This window comes from Rhizobium sp. 10N427, from assembly GCF_056394605.1.
Window position 1 is genome coordinate 736,270 of sequence record NZ_JBFTID010000001.1, and the last position, 16,715, is coordinate 752,984.

Annotated in this window: 13 protein-coding genes; 9 read left to right on the forward strand and 4 right to left on the reverse strand. The window is 62.5% G+C overall.

Annotated features, from left to right (window positions below):
- Positions 1 to 68: 68 nt before the first annotated feature.
- The gene (locus AC1DIJ_RS03220) at positions 69 to 626 is read right to left on the reverse strand and encodes a winged helix DNA-binding protein (RefSeq protein WP_112388869.1); all 558 of its coding nucleotides are present in this window, start codon (positions 624 to 626) and stop codon (positions 69 to 71) included.
- Between the two features lie 90 nt (positions 627 to 716).
- Between AC1DIJ_RS03220 and AC1DIJ_RS03225 the strand changes: the two genes are divergently transcribed.
- A complete protein-coding gene (locus AC1DIJ_RS03225; RefSeq protein ID WP_112388870.1) occupies positions 717 to 4,337 on the forward strand; it encodes a hydantoinase B/oxoprolinase family protein in 3,621 nt (1,206 codons plus the stop codon).
- A 16-nt stretch (positions 4,338 to 4,353) separates the two neighbouring features.
- Here the strand turns inward: AC1DIJ_RS03225 and AC1DIJ_RS03230 are convergent, their stop codons facing one another.
- Positions 4,354 to 4,683, reverse strand: a complete 330-nt coding sequence (locus AC1DIJ_RS03230) for a hypothetical protein (protein ID WP_310290391.1) — start codon at positions 4,681 to 4,683, stop codon at positions 4,354 to 4,356.
- Positions 4,684 to 4,994: 311 nt separating this feature from the next.
- Here AC1DIJ_RS03230 and AC1DIJ_RS03235 point away from each other — a divergent pair, with 311 nt between their 5' ends.
- Together AC1DIJ_RS03235 and AC1DIJ_RS03240 are read left to right on the forward strand one after the other, a co-directional pair.
- The gene (locus AC1DIJ_RS03235; protein WP_112388871.1) at positions 4,995 to 5,729 is read left to right on the forward strand and encodes an SDR family oxidoreductase; all 735 of its coding nucleotides are present in this window, start codon (positions 4,995 to 4,997) and stop codon (positions 5,727 to 5,729) included.
- Between the two features lie 14 nt (positions 5,730 to 5,743).
- Positions 5,744 to 7,021 (forward strand): L-fuconate dehydratase, encoded by a 1,278-nt coding sequence (locus tag AC1DIJ_RS03240; protein WP_112388872.1) that lies wholly within the window; start codon positions 5,744 to 5,746, stop codon positions 7,019 to 7,021.
- Positions 7,022 to 7,040: 19 nt separating this feature from the next.
- On the opposite strand, the gene AC1DIJ_RS03245 is transcribed toward AC1DIJ_RS03240, so the two are convergent.
- Together AC1DIJ_RS03245 and AC1DIJ_RS03250 are read right to left on the reverse strand one after the other, a co-directional pair.
- Complete coding sequence (locus tag AC1DIJ_RS03245; RefSeq protein ID WP_112388873.1) at positions 7,041 to 8,036, reverse strand: Tim44 domain-containing protein; 996 nt, start codon at positions 8,034 to 8,036, stop codon at positions 7,041 to 7,043.
- 81 nt (positions 8,037 to 8,117) lie between these two features.
- Positions 8,118 to 8,576 (reverse strand): YbaK/EbsC family protein, encoded by a 459-nt coding sequence (locus AC1DIJ_RS03250; protein WP_112388874.1) that lies wholly within the window; start codon positions 8,574 to 8,576, stop codon positions 8,118 to 8,120.
- 151 nt (positions 8,577 to 8,727) lie between these two features.
- Between AC1DIJ_RS03250 and AC1DIJ_RS03255 the strand changes: the two genes are divergently transcribed.
- From AC1DIJ_RS03255 to AC1DIJ_RS03280, 6 genes are all read left to right on the forward strand, one after another.
- Entirely contained in the window at positions 8,728 to 9,612 is an 885-nt protein-coding gene (locus AC1DIJ_RS03255; protein ID WP_112388875.1) for a helix-turn-helix domain-containing protein, read from the forward strand.
- A gap of 171 nt (positions 9,613 to 9,783) precedes the next feature.
- Complete coding sequence (locus tag AC1DIJ_RS03260; RefSeq protein WP_112388876.1) at positions 9,784 to 11,958, forward strand: TonB-dependent siderophore receptor; 2,175 nt, start codon at positions 9,784 to 9,786, stop codon at positions 11,956 to 11,958.
- Positions 11,959 to 12,042: 84 nt separating this feature from the next.
- Positions 12,043 to 12,822: an ATP-binding cassette domain-containing protein gene (locus AC1DIJ_RS03265; protein ID WP_112388877.1), complete on the forward strand. Its 780-nt coding sequence runs from the start codon at positions 12,043 to 12,045 to the stop codon at positions 12,820 to 12,822.
- 5 nt (positions 12,823 to 12,827) lie between these two features.
- The gene (locus AC1DIJ_RS03270; RefSeq protein ID WP_112389056.1) at positions 12,828 to 13,700 is read left to right on the forward strand and encodes an ABC transporter substrate-binding protein; all 873 of its coding nucleotides are present in this window, start codon (positions 12,828 to 12,830) and stop codon (positions 13,698 to 13,700) included.
- The gene (gene fhuB, locus AC1DIJ_RS03275) at positions 13,693 to 15,672 is read left to right on the forward strand and encodes a Fe(3+)-hydroxamate ABC transporter permease FhuB (protein WP_112388878.1); all 1,980 of its coding nucleotides are present in this window, start codon (positions 13,693 to 13,695) and stop codon (positions 15,670 to 15,672) included. The genes AC1DIJ_RS03270 and fhuB overlap by 8 nt, the downstream gene beginning before the upstream one ends.
- A complete protein-coding gene (locus AC1DIJ_RS03280; RefSeq protein ID WP_112388879.1) occupies positions 15,669 to 16,712 on the forward strand; it encodes a siderophore-interacting protein in 1,044 nt (347 codons plus the stop codon). The genes fhuB and AC1DIJ_RS03280 overlap by 4 nt, the downstream gene beginning before the upstream one ends.
- The last annotated feature ends 3 nt before the right edge of the window (positions 16,713 to 16,715 follow it).

Below are 16,715 nucleotides of genomic sequence, written 5' to 3' on the forward strand. Positions count from 1 at the left end.
CGGATCTTTGTCAAGGCCACAAACAGCGTGTGGCGATCAACAATTTTCGGGCCGACTTCCGCCGGTGCCTAAAGCGTCGCGGCTGCCCGCGCCGCCTGATTGAAAGCGCCCGAAATGAAGCGCAGGATGGCGGCGGTTTCGGACAGCGTCTGCTCCGCGGGGCGGGCGTTGGCGGTCGGATCGACGAGCAGATGTTTGCGCACTTCCGCATAGGTCTTGCAAGCCTGCGCACCCCTCTCGGTGATCTTCACGGTTTTTTCTTTTCCGGTGCGGCCGGTCGTCAGCAGCCCTGCGGCCTGGAGCTTGCGGATCGCATAGGTGACCACATGCGTGTCCTCGATATCGAGCACCAGGCAGATGTCGGCGAGCTTCTTTTCCCGGTCGCGATGGCGGATCGAGTGAAGGATGAGGATTTCCATCGGTGATAGACCCGGAAATCCGGCCGCCGCCATGCAGCGGACGATCCAGCGGTCGAAAGCATGCGAGGCGAGGATGAGGCCGTATTCGATCTCCGACAAAGCAGGCGAGCCGCCTTCGGCGAGATGCGCCGAGGAGACGATCGGGCCGAACGAGGCAATGCCGGGAAAGGCGTCAGCACTCATATCCTTGTTTTTGCTGTCAGCCATTTTCGCTCTCCTGCCTTGACGAGAATATGTCGTCATTTTATCGATATTTTATCAACGTGCAATTCCGCAATCCATCTTGAGGACGGTTCAATGCAAGCGACGGATACCAAGCGCTGGGATTTCTGGATCGATCGCGGCGGTACCTTTACCGATATCGTCGCCCGCGACCCCGCGGGCGAATTGCACGCACGCAAGGTTCTCTCCGAAAATCCGGCCGCCTATCGCGACGCCGCGGTCCACGGCATTCGTCTCCATCTCGGGTTGACTGCAGGCGAGGCCATCCCGGCCGGGCTGATCGGCGAAGTGCGGATGGGCACGACGGTTGCGACCAATGCGCTGCTGGAGCGCAAGGGTGAGCGGCTGGCGCTGGTGACGACCAGGGGTTTCCGCGATGCGCTGCGCATCGGCTACCAGGAGCGCAAGAAGATCTTCGCCACCGAGATCATCAAGCCCGATGCGCTGTACGATACGGTTGCAGAGATCGGCGAACGCGTGCTGGCCGACGGCACGGTCGAACTTGATCTCGATGAAGGCGAAGCCCGCCGCGCCCTCGAAGCATTGCGGGCCGAAGGCTACCGGGCGCTTGCCATCGTCTTCATGCATGCCTACAAGTTCCCTGCTCACGAGGCAGCTGTCGCGCGCATCGCCCGCGAGATTGGTTTCGAGCAGGTATCCGTCAGCCACGAGGTCTCGCCGCTCATCAAGCTGGTCGGCCGTGGCGATACGACCGTCGTCGATGCCTATCTGTCACCGGTGCTCGGCCGCTATGTGGCGCAGGTTTCCGATGAGCTCGACATCAAGCGCACTGGCGCCCGCGTCATGTTCATGATGTCATCGGGCGGTCTGACCGCGGCCGATATGTTTCAGGGCAAGGATGCCATTCTTTCCGGTCCGGCTGGTGGTGTCGTCGGTCTCGCCAAGACAGGCGAGCAGGCGGGTTTCTCGCGTGTCATTGGCTTCGACATGGGCGGCACCTCCACCGACGTCGCGCATTTCGACGGCGAGTATGAGCGGGCCTTCGAGACCGAAGTCGCGGGCGTCCGCGTCCGCGCACCGATGATGCTGATCCATACGGTGGCCGCCGGCGGCGGGTCGATCCTGCATTTCGAGGACAACCGTTTTCGCGTCGGTCCGGATTCGGCCGGTGCTCATCCGGGTCCGGCCTGCTACCGCAACGGCGGGCCGCTGGCGGTCACCGATGCCAATGTCATGACTGGTAAGCTGCTGCCGGAATTCTTCCCGGCGATCTTCGGGCCGAACCAGGATCAGCCGCTTGATGTCGATACCGTCAGGGCGAAATTCGCCGAACTGGCAGCCCGGATCGGTGACAGCAGGAGCCCGGAGGAAGTGGCCGATGGCTTCATCCGTATCGCCGTCGCCAATATGGTCGAGGCGATCAAGAAGATCTCCGTCCAGCGCGGCTATGACGTTACCCGTTATGCGCTGAACTGCTTCGGCGGTGCCGGTGGTCAGCATGCCTGCCTGGTGGCCGATGCGCTCGGCATGAAGAGCATCCTGCTGCATCCGATGTCCGGTCTACTCTCGGCCTATGGAATGGGCCTCGCCGATATCCGGGCCACCCGCCAGAAGGCCCTCGGCGTTCCGCTCGATGCCGATGCTCCATCGGCGATCTCGGCGCTTTCAGCCGAGCTGCAGCGCGAATGCGTTCCGGAGCTAGAGGCACAAGGCGTTCCGGCTTCTGCCATCGAAACCATTGCACGCGCCCATATCCGCTACGCCGGCACCGATACGCTGATATCGGTGGAAACGCTGTTTCCCGCAGCCGACGATGCGGCGCGGCTGCGGGTCGAGTTCGAAAAGCTGCACAAGCGCCGCTTCGGCTTCGTTGCCGAAGACAAGCCGCTGGTGGTCGAGGCGATCGAGGTGGAGACGATCGGCGGCGCGGCTGCGCAGATCGATGTCAGCAACCAGGAGGGCACTGGCGGGGAGGCTGAATCCGCGCGGCGTACGCGCTTCCATTCGCAGGGCGAAGCGCATGACGCGGCCGTCGTTCTCCGCTCCTCGATGCAATCAGGGCAGACCGTGACAGGTCCTGCAATCGTCATCGAGCCGAACCAGACGATCGTCATCGAAGACGGCTGGCAGGCGAAGCTGACGGTTCATGACCATATCGTCTTGACCCGCATCAAGGCGTTGCCGGAGCGCACAGCGATCGGCACCAGGGCTGATCCTGTCATGCTGGAGATCTTCAACAATCTCTTCATGTCGATCGCCGAGCAGATGGGCGTGACGCTACAGAACACCGCCTACTCGGTGAATATCAAGGAACGCCTCGATTTCTCCTGTGCCGTCTTTGACGCCGAGGGCAATCTGGTCGCCAACGCGCCGCATATGCCTGTGCATCTGGGTTCGATGGATGCTTCGGTGGCCACCGCGATCCGCGAAAACCCGGTCATCCATCCGGGCGACGTCTTCCTGATCAACGCGCCCTACAATGGCGGCACGCATCTGCCCGACCTGACGGTCTGCACACCGGTTTTCGACAACGACGGAAGCCGCATCCGCTTCTGGGTGGCGAGTCGCGGCCATCATGCCGATATCGGCGGCATTGCTCCGGGATCGATGTCGCCGCTCGCGACCCATATCGAGGAGGAAGGTGTCTATATCGACAATTTCAAGCTGCTCGATCGCGGCCGTTTCCGCGAGCAGGAGCTCGCGGCGCTGCTGACAGGCGCCCGCTATCCGGTTCGCCAGCTGGCGCAGAACGTCAATGATCTCAAGGCGCAGGTGGCGGCCAACGAAAAGGGTGTCGCCGAGCTCGCAAAGATGATCGCGTTGTTCGGCGAGGATGTCGTCGATGCCTATATGGGCCATGTCCAGGAGAATGCCGCCGAGAGCGTGCGCCGTGTGCTCGACCGTCTCAAGGACGGCGAATTCAGCTATGAGATGGACCAGGGCTGCAAGATCGTCGTCAAGGTGACCGTCGACAAGGAAAAGCGCGAGGCGACCGTCGATTTCACCGGCACCTCGCCGCAGCGCGCCGACAATTTCAACGCGCCACAGCCGGTCACCCGCGCCGCCGTGCTCTATGTCTTCCGCGTTCTGGTCGAAGCCGATATCCCGATGAATGCCGGTTGCCTGCGGCCGATCCGCATCATCGTTCCCAAGGGCACGATGCTGACGCCGGAATATCCGGCGGCTGTGGTTGCCGGCAATGTCGAGGTCAGCCAGGCGGTTACCAACTGCCTGTTCGGCGCCGTCGGCGCCATGGCTGCGGCGCAGGGCACGATGAACAACCTGACCTTCGGCAACGCGACCTATCAGTATTACGAGACGATCTGCTCCGGCGCGCCCGCTGGTCCACGGTTCAACGGAGCGGACGCCGTCCACACGCATATGACCAATTCACGGCTGACCGATCCGGAGATTCTGGAAACGCGCTTCCCTGTTGTTCTGGAGGATTTCCATATCCGCAAGGGCTCGGGCGGCCGCGGAAAATGGTCGGCAGGCGACGGCACGGAACGGACGATCCGGGCGCGTGAAAAGCTGGAATTCGCGATGCTTTCCGGCCATCGCCGCGTGGCGCCCTTCGGGCTAGGCGGCGGGGAGCCGGGCGCGCTTGGCCGCAATGCGGTGCGCCGGAATTCCGGTGCGATCGACGTGTTGATCGGCAGTGCCCACACGCAGCTGGAAGCCGGCGAAGCCTTCATCGTCACCACGCCGACAGGCGGTGGCTACGGGAAGGCTTGAGGCCGGTGACCGCAGATCAGGTACGGGCGCGCTTCAGCGGAACGGCTGACGGCGTGGCCTGATCGAGCTTGTTATAGGCAGCCTGGATGATGTCGAGATCCGAGGCATGGCCGACGCCCGCCAGATTGTACATGAGATCGCCAACGGCGGTGTCGATCCGCGGCGCACGGACGGCATAGACCTTCTCGACGACGCCTTGCACGGCTTCCGGGTCGCCACCCAGAGCCTGGTAGAGCCCGATGGCCCTGAAGATGAAGGCGTTGCGGCGGTCGTTGATGTCCGCGGTGGATTGGTTGCCGATCAGCGTTTGCATGAGTTCGACGGCTCGGTTCTGATATTCGCTCATCGGGCGCTCAATTTGTCGTTCGTTTGGTCGTTCATCAGGAAAGCGAAAGTCTTTTAATGATGTCTAAATAATGGGTTACGGATATTTGTAGGCGCAATCATAAGGCGTCTAAATTAATAGAATATATAGCCGCAGGAAAAATCGCTTGCCGCTCCCGGCCGGCGTGCATCGCTGTCAAGGCCAGCAATCGCAAACTTCGGCATTGCTTTTTCCGGTTCTGTTTTTTATCGATAATATGACAATGCGAGCGAAGAAGCGGCGAAGACCGCCTTCGCTCCTTCCATGCGCGACATCAAGGGAGGCTTCGACATATGACGATTTCACTTTCCGGCAAGACCGTTCTGATCACCGCCGCAGGGCAGGGGATCGGCCGCGCCTCGGCGATCGCCTTTCAGCAGGCAGGTGCTGCGGTGCATGCCACCGACATCAACACCGATGCACTGGCACAGCTGACGGCCGAAACCGGGATTGCGACCCACAAGCTGAACGTTCTCGACGAAGCGGCGGTCAATGCGCTGGTCTCAGAGATCGGGCAGATCGACGTGCTCTTCAATTGCGCCGGCTTCGTCCATGCCGGCTCGATCCTTGAGATGAAGGACGCTGATCTGGAATTCGCCCTCGATCTCAACGTCAAGGCGATGATCCGCACCATCCGCGCTGTGCTGTCCGGCATGCTGGAGCGCAAGGATGGCTCGATCATCAACATGGCTTCGGTGGCATCCAGCATCAAGGGCGTGCCGAACCGTTTCGCCTATGGCGTCACCAAGGCCGCCGTCATCGGTCTCACGAAGTCGGTTGCCGCCGACTACGTGGCGCAGGGCATCCGCTGCAACGCCATCTGCCCCGGCACGGTCGAGAGCCCGTCGCTGCAGGACCGCATGAAGGCGCAGGGTGATTACGAGACGGCGCGCGCCGCCTTCATCTCGCGCCAGCCAATGGGCCGTCTGGGCTCACCCGAAGAGATCGCCGAACTCGCCGTCTATCTCGCCGGCGCCACCTATACCTCAGGTCAGGCCTACGCCATCGATGGCGGCTGGACCATTTAATCCGGAAGAAAACCATGACCCGCATTACCGGCCTTCGTGTCTTCGATCTCCGTTTCCCGACCTCGCAGAGCCTCGACGGCTCGGATGCGATGAACCCCGATCCGGATTATTCCGCCGCCTACGTGATCCTCGATACCGATGAGCCGGGTCTTAACGGCCACGGCCTGACCTTCACGATCGGCCGTGGCAACGACATCTGCTGCATGGCAATCAAGGCGATGGATCACCTCGTCGTCGGCCAGGATCTCGAAGCTTTCCGTGCAGCACCGGGAAAGTTCTGGCGCCACCTGACGGGCGATAGCCAGCTGCGCTGGATCGGCCCCGACAAGGGCGCCATGCATCTGGCAACCGGCGCTGTCGTCAACGCCTTCTGGGATCTGCTGGCGAAGAAGCAAGGCAAGCCCGTCTGGCAGCTGGTGTCAGAACTCCCGGCCGAAGAGATCGCCGATATCGTCGATTACCGCTACCTGACCGACGTGCTCACGCGCGACGAGGCCGTGGCGATCCTGAAGACGGCCGAGGCCGGCAAGGCGGAGCGGATTGCGACGCTGAAGGCTGAGGGTTACGCCTGCTACACGACATCGGCCGGATGGCTGGGCTACGATGACGAGAAGCTCCGCCGCCTCTGCCAGGAAGCGATCGATGCCGGTTTCAACCATGTGAAGATGAAGGTCGGGCGCGATCTGGAAGACGATATCCGCCGCCTGCGGATCGCCCGCGAGGTGATGGGGCCGGACCGCTATCTGATGATCGATGCCAATCAGGTCTGGGAAGTGCCGCAGGCGATCGACTGGGTGAACAAGCTCGCCTTCGCCAAGCCCTTCTTCATCGAGGAGCCGACCAGCCCCGACGATGTTGCCGGCCATCGCAAGATCCGCCAGGCGATCGCGCCGGTGAAGGTCGCGACCGGTGAGATGTGCCAGAACCGCATCATGTTCAAGCAGTTCATCGCCGAAGGCGCGATCGATATCGTGCAGATCGATTCCTGCCGTATGGGGGGATTGAACGAGGTGCTGGCGGTGCTGTTGATCGCCGCGAAATTCGACCTGCCGGTCTGGCCGCATGCCGGTGGCGTCGGGCTCTGCGAATATGTCCAGCACCTGTCGATGATCGATTACATCGCCGTATCAGGCACTAAGGACGGACGGGTGATCGAATATGTCGACCACCTGCACGAACATTTCCTCGACCCCTGCGATATCAGGAACGCGGCTTATATGCCGCCGTCGAAGCCGGGGTTCTCGATCGAGATGAAGGCGCAGTCGATCGCCGACTACACCTTCGAGGGCTGAGGAAGAAAACGCGCGCCGCTCAGGCGGCGCGCTGCTCGGTGCCCTGAATGGCGGAAAGCTTCCAGTCGGCGCCGTTCTTGCGAACGAAGGTCCAGACTTCGGTGCTTTCGCTCGGGCGTTGATCGTCGCCGGAGACGACGCGGCCGCTGTCGCGCTCGACCATCGCGTCGATCGACGAATAGCGCATCGCAAGCGTTGCGTAGTCGAGGCCGTCTTCACGCCAGGCTTCGGCAATATCGCCCTGCAGCAGCTTCACGTCCGAAACGCGGTTGCGAACGCCGTTTGTGGCGTTCTCACCGAGCTCTTCCGCCAGATAGGACATCGCCTCAGGCGTCGTCAGCTTGCGCAGCGTGCCGTAGTCCTCGGCGCCATAGGCGGTCTGCACTTCGGTCAGCAGCTCCTCGAACTGGTCGAGGTCTGCCTGCGCCAGGCCGATCTCGTCGCTGGGGCGCTGGTTGTTGCGCTGCGGAGCCGCGGCGGCCGCACCCGAGCCGATCGTTGGAATGCGGAACGAGCTGTTATTGTTCGACGACATGTTGCTATAGGACGGCCCGCCTGCCGAGCCGTAGGACGGCTGGCGGCGATTGGCAAAGAAGCGCATGGCGAGCGTGATGGCGCCGAAGATCAGCGCGATCTGCAGCAGCAGGCCGAGGAAGCCGAAACCGCCGCCGAAGCCGTGGCCGAGCATCATGCCGAGCAGACCACCGGCGATCAGGCCGCCGACCATCGAGCGGCCGAAGCCGCCGAACATGCCGCCGGGGCGCTGCGCCGCCACGCCGGGCTGCGCCGTCGTCTGCGGCTGGGGTGTCATGGAGCGTTCAACCGGTGCAGCAGGTGCCGGCGCCGTGCGTGTGACCGGAGGAGCCTGGAAGGTGCGTGTGCCACGGCTGCCGAAACTGCTGAACCCGCCGCCCGCACGCCGGGCTTCGGCCTCACCATAGGCAGCAAAAACAGTAGCGCTCGTCAGAACGGCAATCGCCGCAATCTTGGCAAAACGCGAAACGGCACCCGGCATTTCATCTCCTCTCATGCACAACTACGGCATGTTGCAGCCTAATATAGGGGCTCTTCCCGCGATTTGAAGCCAGCCAAAAGTCTATTGGCAGACATCGACCCATTTTGCAGCCGTCAGCTCCGCCAGTCGCCCTGTTTGAATGCGCACCGCGGAGTTGGGGGAACCGGCGGCGGGTATGACTTCGGCGAATTGTTTGAGCGACGCATCGCAATAGACCGGCAGCGGCGACGGCAGGCCGAAGGGGCAGACGCCGCCGACCGGATGGCTGGTGATTTCGAGCACTTCGTCGGCCCCGAGCATGCGGCCCTTGCCGCCGAACGTGTCCTTGAATTTACGGTTATCCAGCCGCGCCGTGCCGCTGGCGACCACCAGCATGGCCTCGTCGCCGACGCGCAGGCAGATCGTCTTGGCAATCTGCGCGGGCTCGACCCCATGGGCTTCGGCCGCAAGCGTCACCGTCGAAGAACTGGCTTCGGTTTCGATGATGGCGATATCGGGTGCATGGGCGCTGAAGAAGGCGCGGACGGATTCGAGGCTCATGGCGCAAATGCTAGAACAGCGGCGCGCGGAAATGAAGAGGCGGCGTTTCACGATCGCTTGTGCGCTGCAGCGAAAGCATGTTGCTAATCCGGCATATATTCGCTAGGAGAAAACTTGATTATAAAAAGAAGGTTTATTTTCCGGCGTCCCCATGACCTTTCAACCGCGCATGCAGAACAGGATCGAAGGCTTCTCCGTGGTTGGCGGCATGAACCGGCGGAGCTGGAATGGCATCGTCGCCGATGTCTGGGATGTCGAGTGCGCGCCCTATGCCGGTGGCTATTATGTCGCCCACGATCCGCGGCTTTTCATTCTGCTCGACATGCGCGGCCCCGGCGATTCACGCGTCAAGCTGACACCGAAGAGCGCAGGAGCCGTCCAGGACACCGTGCGCCGGCCGATCTCCTATGTGCCCGCCGGGATGGAACTTTGGGCCGATCTCGTCGATGTCCAGTTCGTCCGCCATCTCGATATCCATTTCGATGCCGACATCGTCGGACGGCGGCTGATGGAAGATCTCGACCCATCACGGCTTGCCGATGCCCGGCTGCTGTTTCACGACGAGCGGGTGATGGCCCTTGCCAATCTGATCGGTGCCGAATGCCTGAACCCGCAGCCGCTACACGATCTCTATGGCGATGGTCTGTGCCTGTCGCTGATCATCGACGTATTGAAGCTGACCAAGGCGCAGCCGCGCAAGCGCAGCAAGCTGGCCACCTGGCAGCTTCGCCGCACCACCGATTTCATTGAACAGAATTGCCTTCGCAACATCAGGCTCGAGGAGCTTGCAAACTTGACCGGGTTGTCGCAATCGCATTTCAGCCACGCCTTCAAGGCCTCGACCGGGATCGCGCCCCATCAGTGGCAGACCAATGCCCGTGTCGAAAAAGCCAAGCATCTGCTTCTGCAGGGCGATTTCAGTCTTCCGGCGATTGCCGCCGAGACCGGCTTCTCCGACCAGGCCCATTTCACCCGCGTCTTCCGCAAGACGACCGGCGCCACCCCGGCGCTGTGGAAGAAGGCTCACGTTGCCTGAAAACCACGCCTCACGAGCATTTGTTTAAAGTGCGGAAATTTGCCCAAGAACGTTCAAATTCCCCGGATCGCGACAATCCAACCCCTTAAATTTGAGTTAAACGCTCATCTTATCAACAAGCTGTTTAGCCGGGTGACTTTGGGGTTTGCGCGGCGCGAGTGGGGTAAGACAATGCGTGGGCAGACCAAGGCTCTCATCTTCAAGACCAACCTTCTGACCGGCGCCGCCGCCATCGGCCTCGTAGCCGCCATGCCGGCGCAGGCCCAGGACGCGACGGCATTGGCGCCGATCACCATCCAGGGGCAGGCCGGAGCGGCAAATTCCGAGGCGACGGCGACCAGCCCGGTCAAGGGATATGTGGCGAAGCGGTCGGCGACGGGGTCGAAAAGCGATACGCCGATCAACGAGATTCCGCAGTCTGTGTCGGTGATCGGAACGCAGGAAATGGACGATCGTGGTGTCGTCAACAAGGTCGATGAGGCTCTGTCCTATACGCCTGGAGTCAACGCGCAGCCTTTCGGCAATGACGGTGATACGGACTGGTTCTATATACGCGGATTTGACGCGACCCAGACCGGCGTGTTCATGGACGGCCTCAACCTGTTCAGCTACAGCTTCGGCGGCTTCCAGACCGATCCTTTTATGCTCGAACGCGTCGAAGTGCTGAAAGGGCCCGCTTCGGTTCTATACGGTGGTTCGAACCCTGGTGGTATCATTGATCTGGTCCGCAAGCGGCCAACCGATGAGCCGCTCTACTATACCGATATCGGTATCAATAGTAACGGCAACGCTTTCACCGGTGTTGACCTTTCCGACAAAGTCGGCTCAAGCGACACGATGACCTATCGCCTGACTGGCAAGGTTGCTGGTGGCGACAACTACTCCGACTTTTCGCACGACACGCGCGGTTTTATCATGCCGCAGCTGACGATCGCGCCCGATGATGCCACTTCCATCAATATCTGGGGCTATGCGGGAGCGCTCGATCAGGTTCATACCGGCAACGGCTTCTTCCCCTATGTCGGGACTGTCGTCGATGCGCCCTTTGGCAGGATTCCGCGCGATTTCTTCCCGGGCGAACCGGATATCGATCAAGGCAATTACCAGCAACAGATGCTTGGCTACGAGATCAAGCATGAGTTCGACAGCGGCTGGACGGTGACGCAGAACGCCCGCTATGGGCATCTCAACAAGCATGAGGTTGCGCCCTACGCCTATGGTTATGCGAGCCCAACCGAGTTGAATCGCATCAACTTCGAGCATCAGACCGAAGTCAATTCATTCTCTGTCGACAATCGCGCCGAGACCGAATTCGATCTTGGTGAGACGAGCCACAAGCTGATGCTTGGGCTGGACTACAAGTATTTCCAGATCGATCAGGTACAGGCTGCAAACAGCGCGACGCCGATCAGCGTAACCGACCCGATCTACGGGCTCCCGCAGCCCGCCAATCGCAGCTACATCAATCAGGTCACCACCCAGCAGCAGCTCGGCGCCTATATCCAGGATCAGATCCGCTTCGGTGGTGGCTGGCTCGCGACTTTGAACGGCCGCTACGACTACGTGGACACGAAGACCGACAACGGCCCGACCTTCTGGGCGCCGACGCAAAACAATAGCTACGGGTACGACAAGACGGCCGTCAGCGGCAGGGCTGGTCTCGCATATGAATTCAGCAATGGCATCACGCCTTATGTGAGTGTCGCCACCTTCTTCAATCCAATCATCGCGACAAGCCTGTCGAACACCATCAAGCCCGAGGAAGGTAGCCAGGTCGAAGCAGGCGTGAAATACGAGCCCACCTTCTTCGACGGGACCATCACCGCATCGCTCTTCCAGATCACTAAGCAGAACGTTGTTGTCACGGATCCCGGTACCACACTGTCCAGCCAGATCGGCGAGGTGCGTTCACGTGGTTTCGAATTCGAAAGCAAGGCGAATATCACCGACGATTGGAAGGCAATCGCTGGATTTTCCTATACTGATCTCGAAATCACGGAGGACGCCAACACGTCGCTCATCGGCAACTCGCCTTATCTTCAGCCGAAGGTTCAGGCCAGCTTGTGGTTGGACTACACGATCCCGCGCGGCGCGCTGGAAGGCGTCAGCGTCGGCGGTGGTGTTCGCTACCAGGGCTGGTCCTGGGCTGATTTTGCCAACACGAGCAAGGTTCCGGGTGCCGCTGTCTTCGACGCTGCTATTCGCTACGAGAACGAGGGTTGGGGCGCGTCTCTCAACGTGACCAATCTCTTTGACAAGGAATACGTGAAAGGTTGCGGCGGCTTGACCACCTGCGGCTACGGCGACGCTCGCACGATCACCTTCAAGCTCAGCAAAAAATGGTAAGTTGACAATCATAGTAAAGTTTTGCACCAAGCAAAACGGCGGGAGGGCGGTGCCCCTCCCGCAGCTGTTTCAGGAGCCCGCTTCATGTCCACGCCATTTCTGAAAATGTCGGATGTCCGCTTTTCTGCAGGTGAGCGCACCATCCTCTCGGGCATCGATCTGACACTGGAGAGCGGGCGGATCTATGGGCTGGTCGGGCCGAATGGGTCCGGCAAGAGCACGCTGATGAAGATCATCGCCCGCCAGCATGCGGCAACCGGCGGGACACTGGAACTCGAAGGCAGGAACGCGGCCGCCTGGGGCGCGCGGGAATTTGCCCGCAAGATCGCCTATATGCCGCAGTTCACGCCCGCGACCGATGGCATGACGGTGCGTGAGCTGGTGGCGCTGGGGCGCTTTCCCTGGCACGGCACGCTTGGCCGCTTCGGCAAGGCCGATCACAATCTGGTCGATGATGCTATCGCCCGCACGAGTCTCGAAGAATTCGCCGCGCGTCCGGTTGCCAACATGTCCGGCGGCGAGCGTCAGCGGGCGTGGATTGCCATGATGCTGGCACAGAATGCCAGCTGCCTGTTGCTCGACGAGCCGACCTCGGCGCTGGATCTCGCGCATCAGGCCTCCATGCTGTCGCTGGTGGAATCGCTCAGCCACGAACGCGGGCTGACCGTCGTCATCGTTCTGCACGATATCAACCTGGCCGCCCGCCATTGCGACGAGATCATCGCGCTCAATCGCGGCCGGATCACCGCGCAGGGCAAGCCTGAAGAGATCATGCAGGCCGATCGGCTGCAATCGATCTTCGGCGTCGGCATGGGCGTCTTCACCCACCCGGCACGCGGCGAGCCGGTCAGCTATCTGCTGTGATGCCGATGAAAGCTCTGACACGGCGCAATTTCCTGACGATGTCGGCGGCTCTCGCCGCTCCTTCGGTGCTTAGGGCTGCCGCGCCGCCGCGTGTGGCCGCACTCGATTGGGCCCTGCTGGAAACGCTGCTGGCGATCGGCGCCAATGTGGTGGCGGGAAGCGAGCTGCGCGGCTACCGGCAGATCGCCGTCGAACCCGCCGTGCCCGGGGGCGTTGCCGACCTCGGGCTCCGGGGTACGCCGAATTTCGAAGTGCTGCGCTTCGCCAGGCCGGACCTGATCTTCAACTCCAATTTCTACAGCTGGGCCGATGGCCTGATGAGCCGGATTGCGCCGGTGAAGACCCATGCGATCTACCGCATGGGCGACATCCCCTTCCAGCGGGCGCAGGAGGTGACGCTGGCGATGGCGGCCGAGTTGCAGCTCGATAGCGGCAAGCGCTATGCCGACGATCTGATGGCCAGGCTCGACAATTACCGGACGCTGTTTGCTGCAGGCGACGGCCGCACGATCCTGCCGATCAATCTCGGCGATGCGCGCCACTACCGCGTCTTCGGCAGCGACAGCATGTTCGGCGAAGTGTTGGCCCGTACCGGGCTGAAAAACGCCTGGCAGGGCAAGACGAGCTATACGGCGATGGCGCCGATCGGCATCGAGACGCTGGCATCGATGCCGGACACCTGGATCGTCTTCATCCCGCCGCATCCGCCGGATGCGATGGTGACGCTGCAGAGCGGTGCCTTCTGGCAGGCCCTTCCCGCCGTCCGGGAAGGCCGGGTGCTGACGCTTGGCTCCATCAATCCTTATGGCGCCTTGCCTGCGGCATCGCGCTTCGCCGATCTGCTTGCGAAGGGGCTTACCGATGCATGGAATGGTTAGCCGCCGGGTGGCCGATGGCCGCCCGAACGGCACGCTCATCGGCGTAGCCGCGTCTTTTGCGGCCTGCGCCTTGGTTTTCGCTCTGCTCGTCGCCTTCCGGCCACGTCTGCCGGAAGGGCAGGCGGCGCTCGATGCGGTGCTGCTATGGCAGAGCATGATGCCACGCGCCGCGCTGTCGCTGATCGCTGGCGCGGCCCTCGGCCTTTCCGGCTTTCTGCTGCAGCGAGTGCTGCGCAACCCGATCGCTGATGCCTCGACGCTCGGCATCGCGTCTGGCGCGCAGCTTGCCATGACGATCGGCATCAGCGTTTCGCCGCTGCTGCTCGGGTTTTCGCGCGAGCTGGTGGCGTTTGCGGGCGGGCTTGTGGCGGTGGCGATCGTGCTGGCACTTAGCTGGCGGCGCAGTCTCGATCCGGTAACCGTCGCCCTGTCGGGCATGATCGTGACCTTGATTGCCTCGGCGCTCAGCGTCACCCTCATTCTCGCCCGCGGCGAATATGCCATGTCGATCTTCATTTGGGGCGCGGGTTCGCTCAGCCAGCAGGATTGGCATGCGGTAATCTCGCTGGCGCCACGGCTGCTCGTGGGCCTTGCTGTCGCCGTTCTTCTGTTGCGGCCGCTGCAGGTGCTGTCGCTCGACGATGCCGGTGCGAAAAGCCTCGGCGTCGCCCTGCATACGACCCGCCTCGCCGTGCTGCTGCTCGCCGTGTGGCTGTCAGCCTCTGTCACCGCAGAGGTCGGCATTATCGGCTTTCTCGGCCTTGCCGCCCCGGCGATTGCCCGCCTTGCCGGTGCGCGCACCACCCGACAGCTGGTGATTGCCGCGCCGCTGACAGGTGCCGCGCTGCTGTTCTTCACCGATTGCCTGACGCAGCTTCTTGGTCCGGGCTTTACCGATCTTGCTCCCGCGGGCGCGGCAACCGCGCTGCTCGGCGGCCCGCTGTTGCTTTATCTCCTGCCACGCGTCCACTCCTTCGCGTCGGTCACGGCGCAGACGACCGTGGCGATCAGGCGTCTTCAAAGCCCTGGCCGAGTGTTCCTGCTGCTGCTCCTGGCGCTTGCCCTTGTCGTCGCCCTGGTGTTGACCACGGCACCGGCCGACGATGGCTGGCATATCGCCACCGGTACGCTGTTTACCGATCTGCTACCGCTGCGCCTGCCGCGCACCATCGTTGCCGCCGGTGCGGGCGCGATGCTGGCTGCCGCCGGCTTCATCATGCAGCGGGTGACCGGCAACCCGATCGCCAGCCCGGAAGTGCTCGGCGTCAGCACCGGTGGCGGCGCGGGGCTGACGGTTGCGCTGTTCATCTTCGGTTTCCCTCCGCCCTTCGTCATGCTGGCATCCATGGCGATCGGCGCGCTCGTCGCCTTCCTGATCATGATCGCCATCGCCGCCCGCGCCCAGTTCGCGCCCGAGCGTCTGTTGCTTGCCGGTATCGCCATCGGCGCCTTTTCGATGGCGATCGTCTCGATGGTGCTGGCGCAGGGCGATATGCGTGGCTACGTGCTGCTGACCTGGCTGACTGGCTCCACCAACCGTGCCGGCAGCTTCGAGGCCTGGACGGCGGTGATCTCGCTCGCCATTCTCGCCGCACCGCTGCCCTTCCTCAGCCGCTGGCTCGCCATCCTGCCACTCGGCGGTCCCTCGGCGCGCAGCCTCGGCCTGCCTGTCGGCGCCAGCCGTCTGTTGCTGGCGATGATCGCGGCGCTGATGACCGCGGTTGCCTCGTTCCTCGTCGGGCCGCTCAGCCTCACTGGCCTGATCGCGCCGCACCTAGCGCGGCTGACGGGTTTTCACCGGCCGGGCCAGCAGCTTGCTGCCGCGATCCTGATTGGCGCAGGCGTTCTTGTCGTGGCCGACTGGCTCTCGCGCGTGGTGATCTATCCCTATCAGGTCCCGGTCGGCCTCTTCGCGGCGCTGATCGGTGGCCCCTATCTCATCTGGCTCCTGACGCGAAAGGAAGCGGCATGACGGCGCAATTCCGGCTTTCGGGTACGGCAATTCCACCGGATGCCAGGCATATGCTGGAAGAGATCGCCGAGCATTTCGCCGAGCATGCGTCGGTGACCCGCAACGGGGAAACCGTGCATCTCGAGCATGAGATCGGTGCAGCCGATATTCGCATCGCCGGCGAGACGCTGACAATCGAGCTCGCCTCGAACAGCGAGGACGAGCTGACGATGATCCGCACCGTGCTCGCCGAGCACCTCGTCCATTTTGCCGGGGAGAAGAAATTCCAGCTGACCTGGTCGGAAAAGCCGAAGCCGGCGCTGCCGGGCAATATGCGGCTGGCGACGGTGACGGGCGCGCGCAATATCACGCCGCATATGCGCCGGGTCACCTTCTCCTGCCCCAATGTTCAGGATTTCCGGCAGGGCGGGCTGCATGTGCGCCTGCTGTTGCCGCAGAATGGCGAGGCGCCGGTCTGGCCCACTGTCGGCGACGATGGCCGCATTCAGTGGCCGGACGAAAAGATCACCGCCGTGCGCATCTACACGATCCGCAGCGTCGATCCGGAGCGCGGTGAGGTCGATATCGATTTCGTACTTCACGAGGGCGAAACCATGCCCGGCGCCACTTTCGGGGCGACGGCGGCCGCTGGCGACTTGATTGGTATCATGGGACCGGGCGGTGGCTGGATGCCCGAGGCGACCGATCTTATCCTCGCCGGAGACGAGACGGCACTGCCGGCCATGCTGCGCATTGCCGAAGCGGCACCGGCCGGAACCAAGGTCCGCTTCTTCGGCGAGGTTGACAGCGCGTCCGAAGAGCAGCCGATCGCGTCAGCGGCTGATATCCAGACTGTCTGGCTGCATCGCAACGGTGCTGCGGCCGGAACGGCGGGCAGTCTGCAGCGGCTGATCCGCTCACTGGCGCCGCAATGCGCCGCGCCCACCTTCATTTGGGTTGGCTGCGAGAAGGCGGAAGCCGTGGCGATCCGCGAATATCTGAAGGACGAGCTGCAATATGACCGGCAGTGCATGCGCGTCGGCAGCTACTGGGAAAAGTAAAAG

Coding starts and splice junctions, on each gene's coding strand:
- AC1DIJ_RS03220 (WP_112388869.1), bottom strand. CDS start 626: ATGGCTGACAGCAAAAACAAGGATATGAGTGCTGACGCCTTTCCCGGC.
- AC1DIJ_RS03225 (WP_112388870.1), top strand. CDS start 717: ATGCAAGCGACGGATACCAAGCGCTGGGATTTCTGGATCGATCGCGGC.
- AC1DIJ_RS03230 (WP_310290391.1), bottom strand. CDS start 4,683: ATGAGCGAATATCAGAACCGAGCCGTCGAACTCATGCAAACGCTGATC.
- AC1DIJ_RS03235 (WP_112388871.1), top strand. CDS start 4,995: ATGACGATTTCACTTTCCGGCAAGACCGTTCTGATCACCGCCGCAGGG.
- AC1DIJ_RS03240 (WP_112388872.1), top strand. CDS start 5,744: ATGACCCGCATTACCGGCCTTCGTGTCTTCGATCTCCGTTTCCCGACC.
- AC1DIJ_RS03245 (WP_112388873.1), bottom strand. CDS start 8,036: ATGCCGGGTGCCGTTTCGCGTTTTGCCAAGATTGCGGCGATTGCCGTT.
- AC1DIJ_RS03250 (WP_112388874.1), bottom strand. CDS start 8,576: ATGAGCCTCGAATCCGTCCGCGCCTTCTTCAGCGCCCATGCACCCGAT.
- AC1DIJ_RS03255 (WP_112388875.1), top strand. CDS start 8,728: ATGACCTTTCAACCGCGCATGCAGAACAGGATCGAAGGCTTCTCCGTG.
- AC1DIJ_RS03260 (WP_112388876.1), top strand. CDS start 9,784: ATGCGTGGGCAGACCAAGGCTCTCATCTTCAAGACCAACCTTCTGACC.
- AC1DIJ_RS03265 (WP_112388877.1), top strand. CDS start 12,043: ATGTCCACGCCATTTCTGAAAATGTCGGATGTCCGCTTTTCTGCAGGT.
- AC1DIJ_RS03270 (WP_112389056.1), top strand. CDS start 12,828: ATGAAAGCTCTGACACGGCGCAATTTCCTGACGATGTCGGCGGCTCTC.
- fhuB (WP_112388878.1), top strand. CDS start 13,693: ATGGTTAGCCGCCGGGTGGCCGATGGCCGCCCGAACGGCACGCTCATC.
- AC1DIJ_RS03280 (WP_112388879.1), top strand. CDS start 15,669: ATGACGGCGCAATTCCGGCTTTCGGGTACGGCAATTCCACCGGATGCC.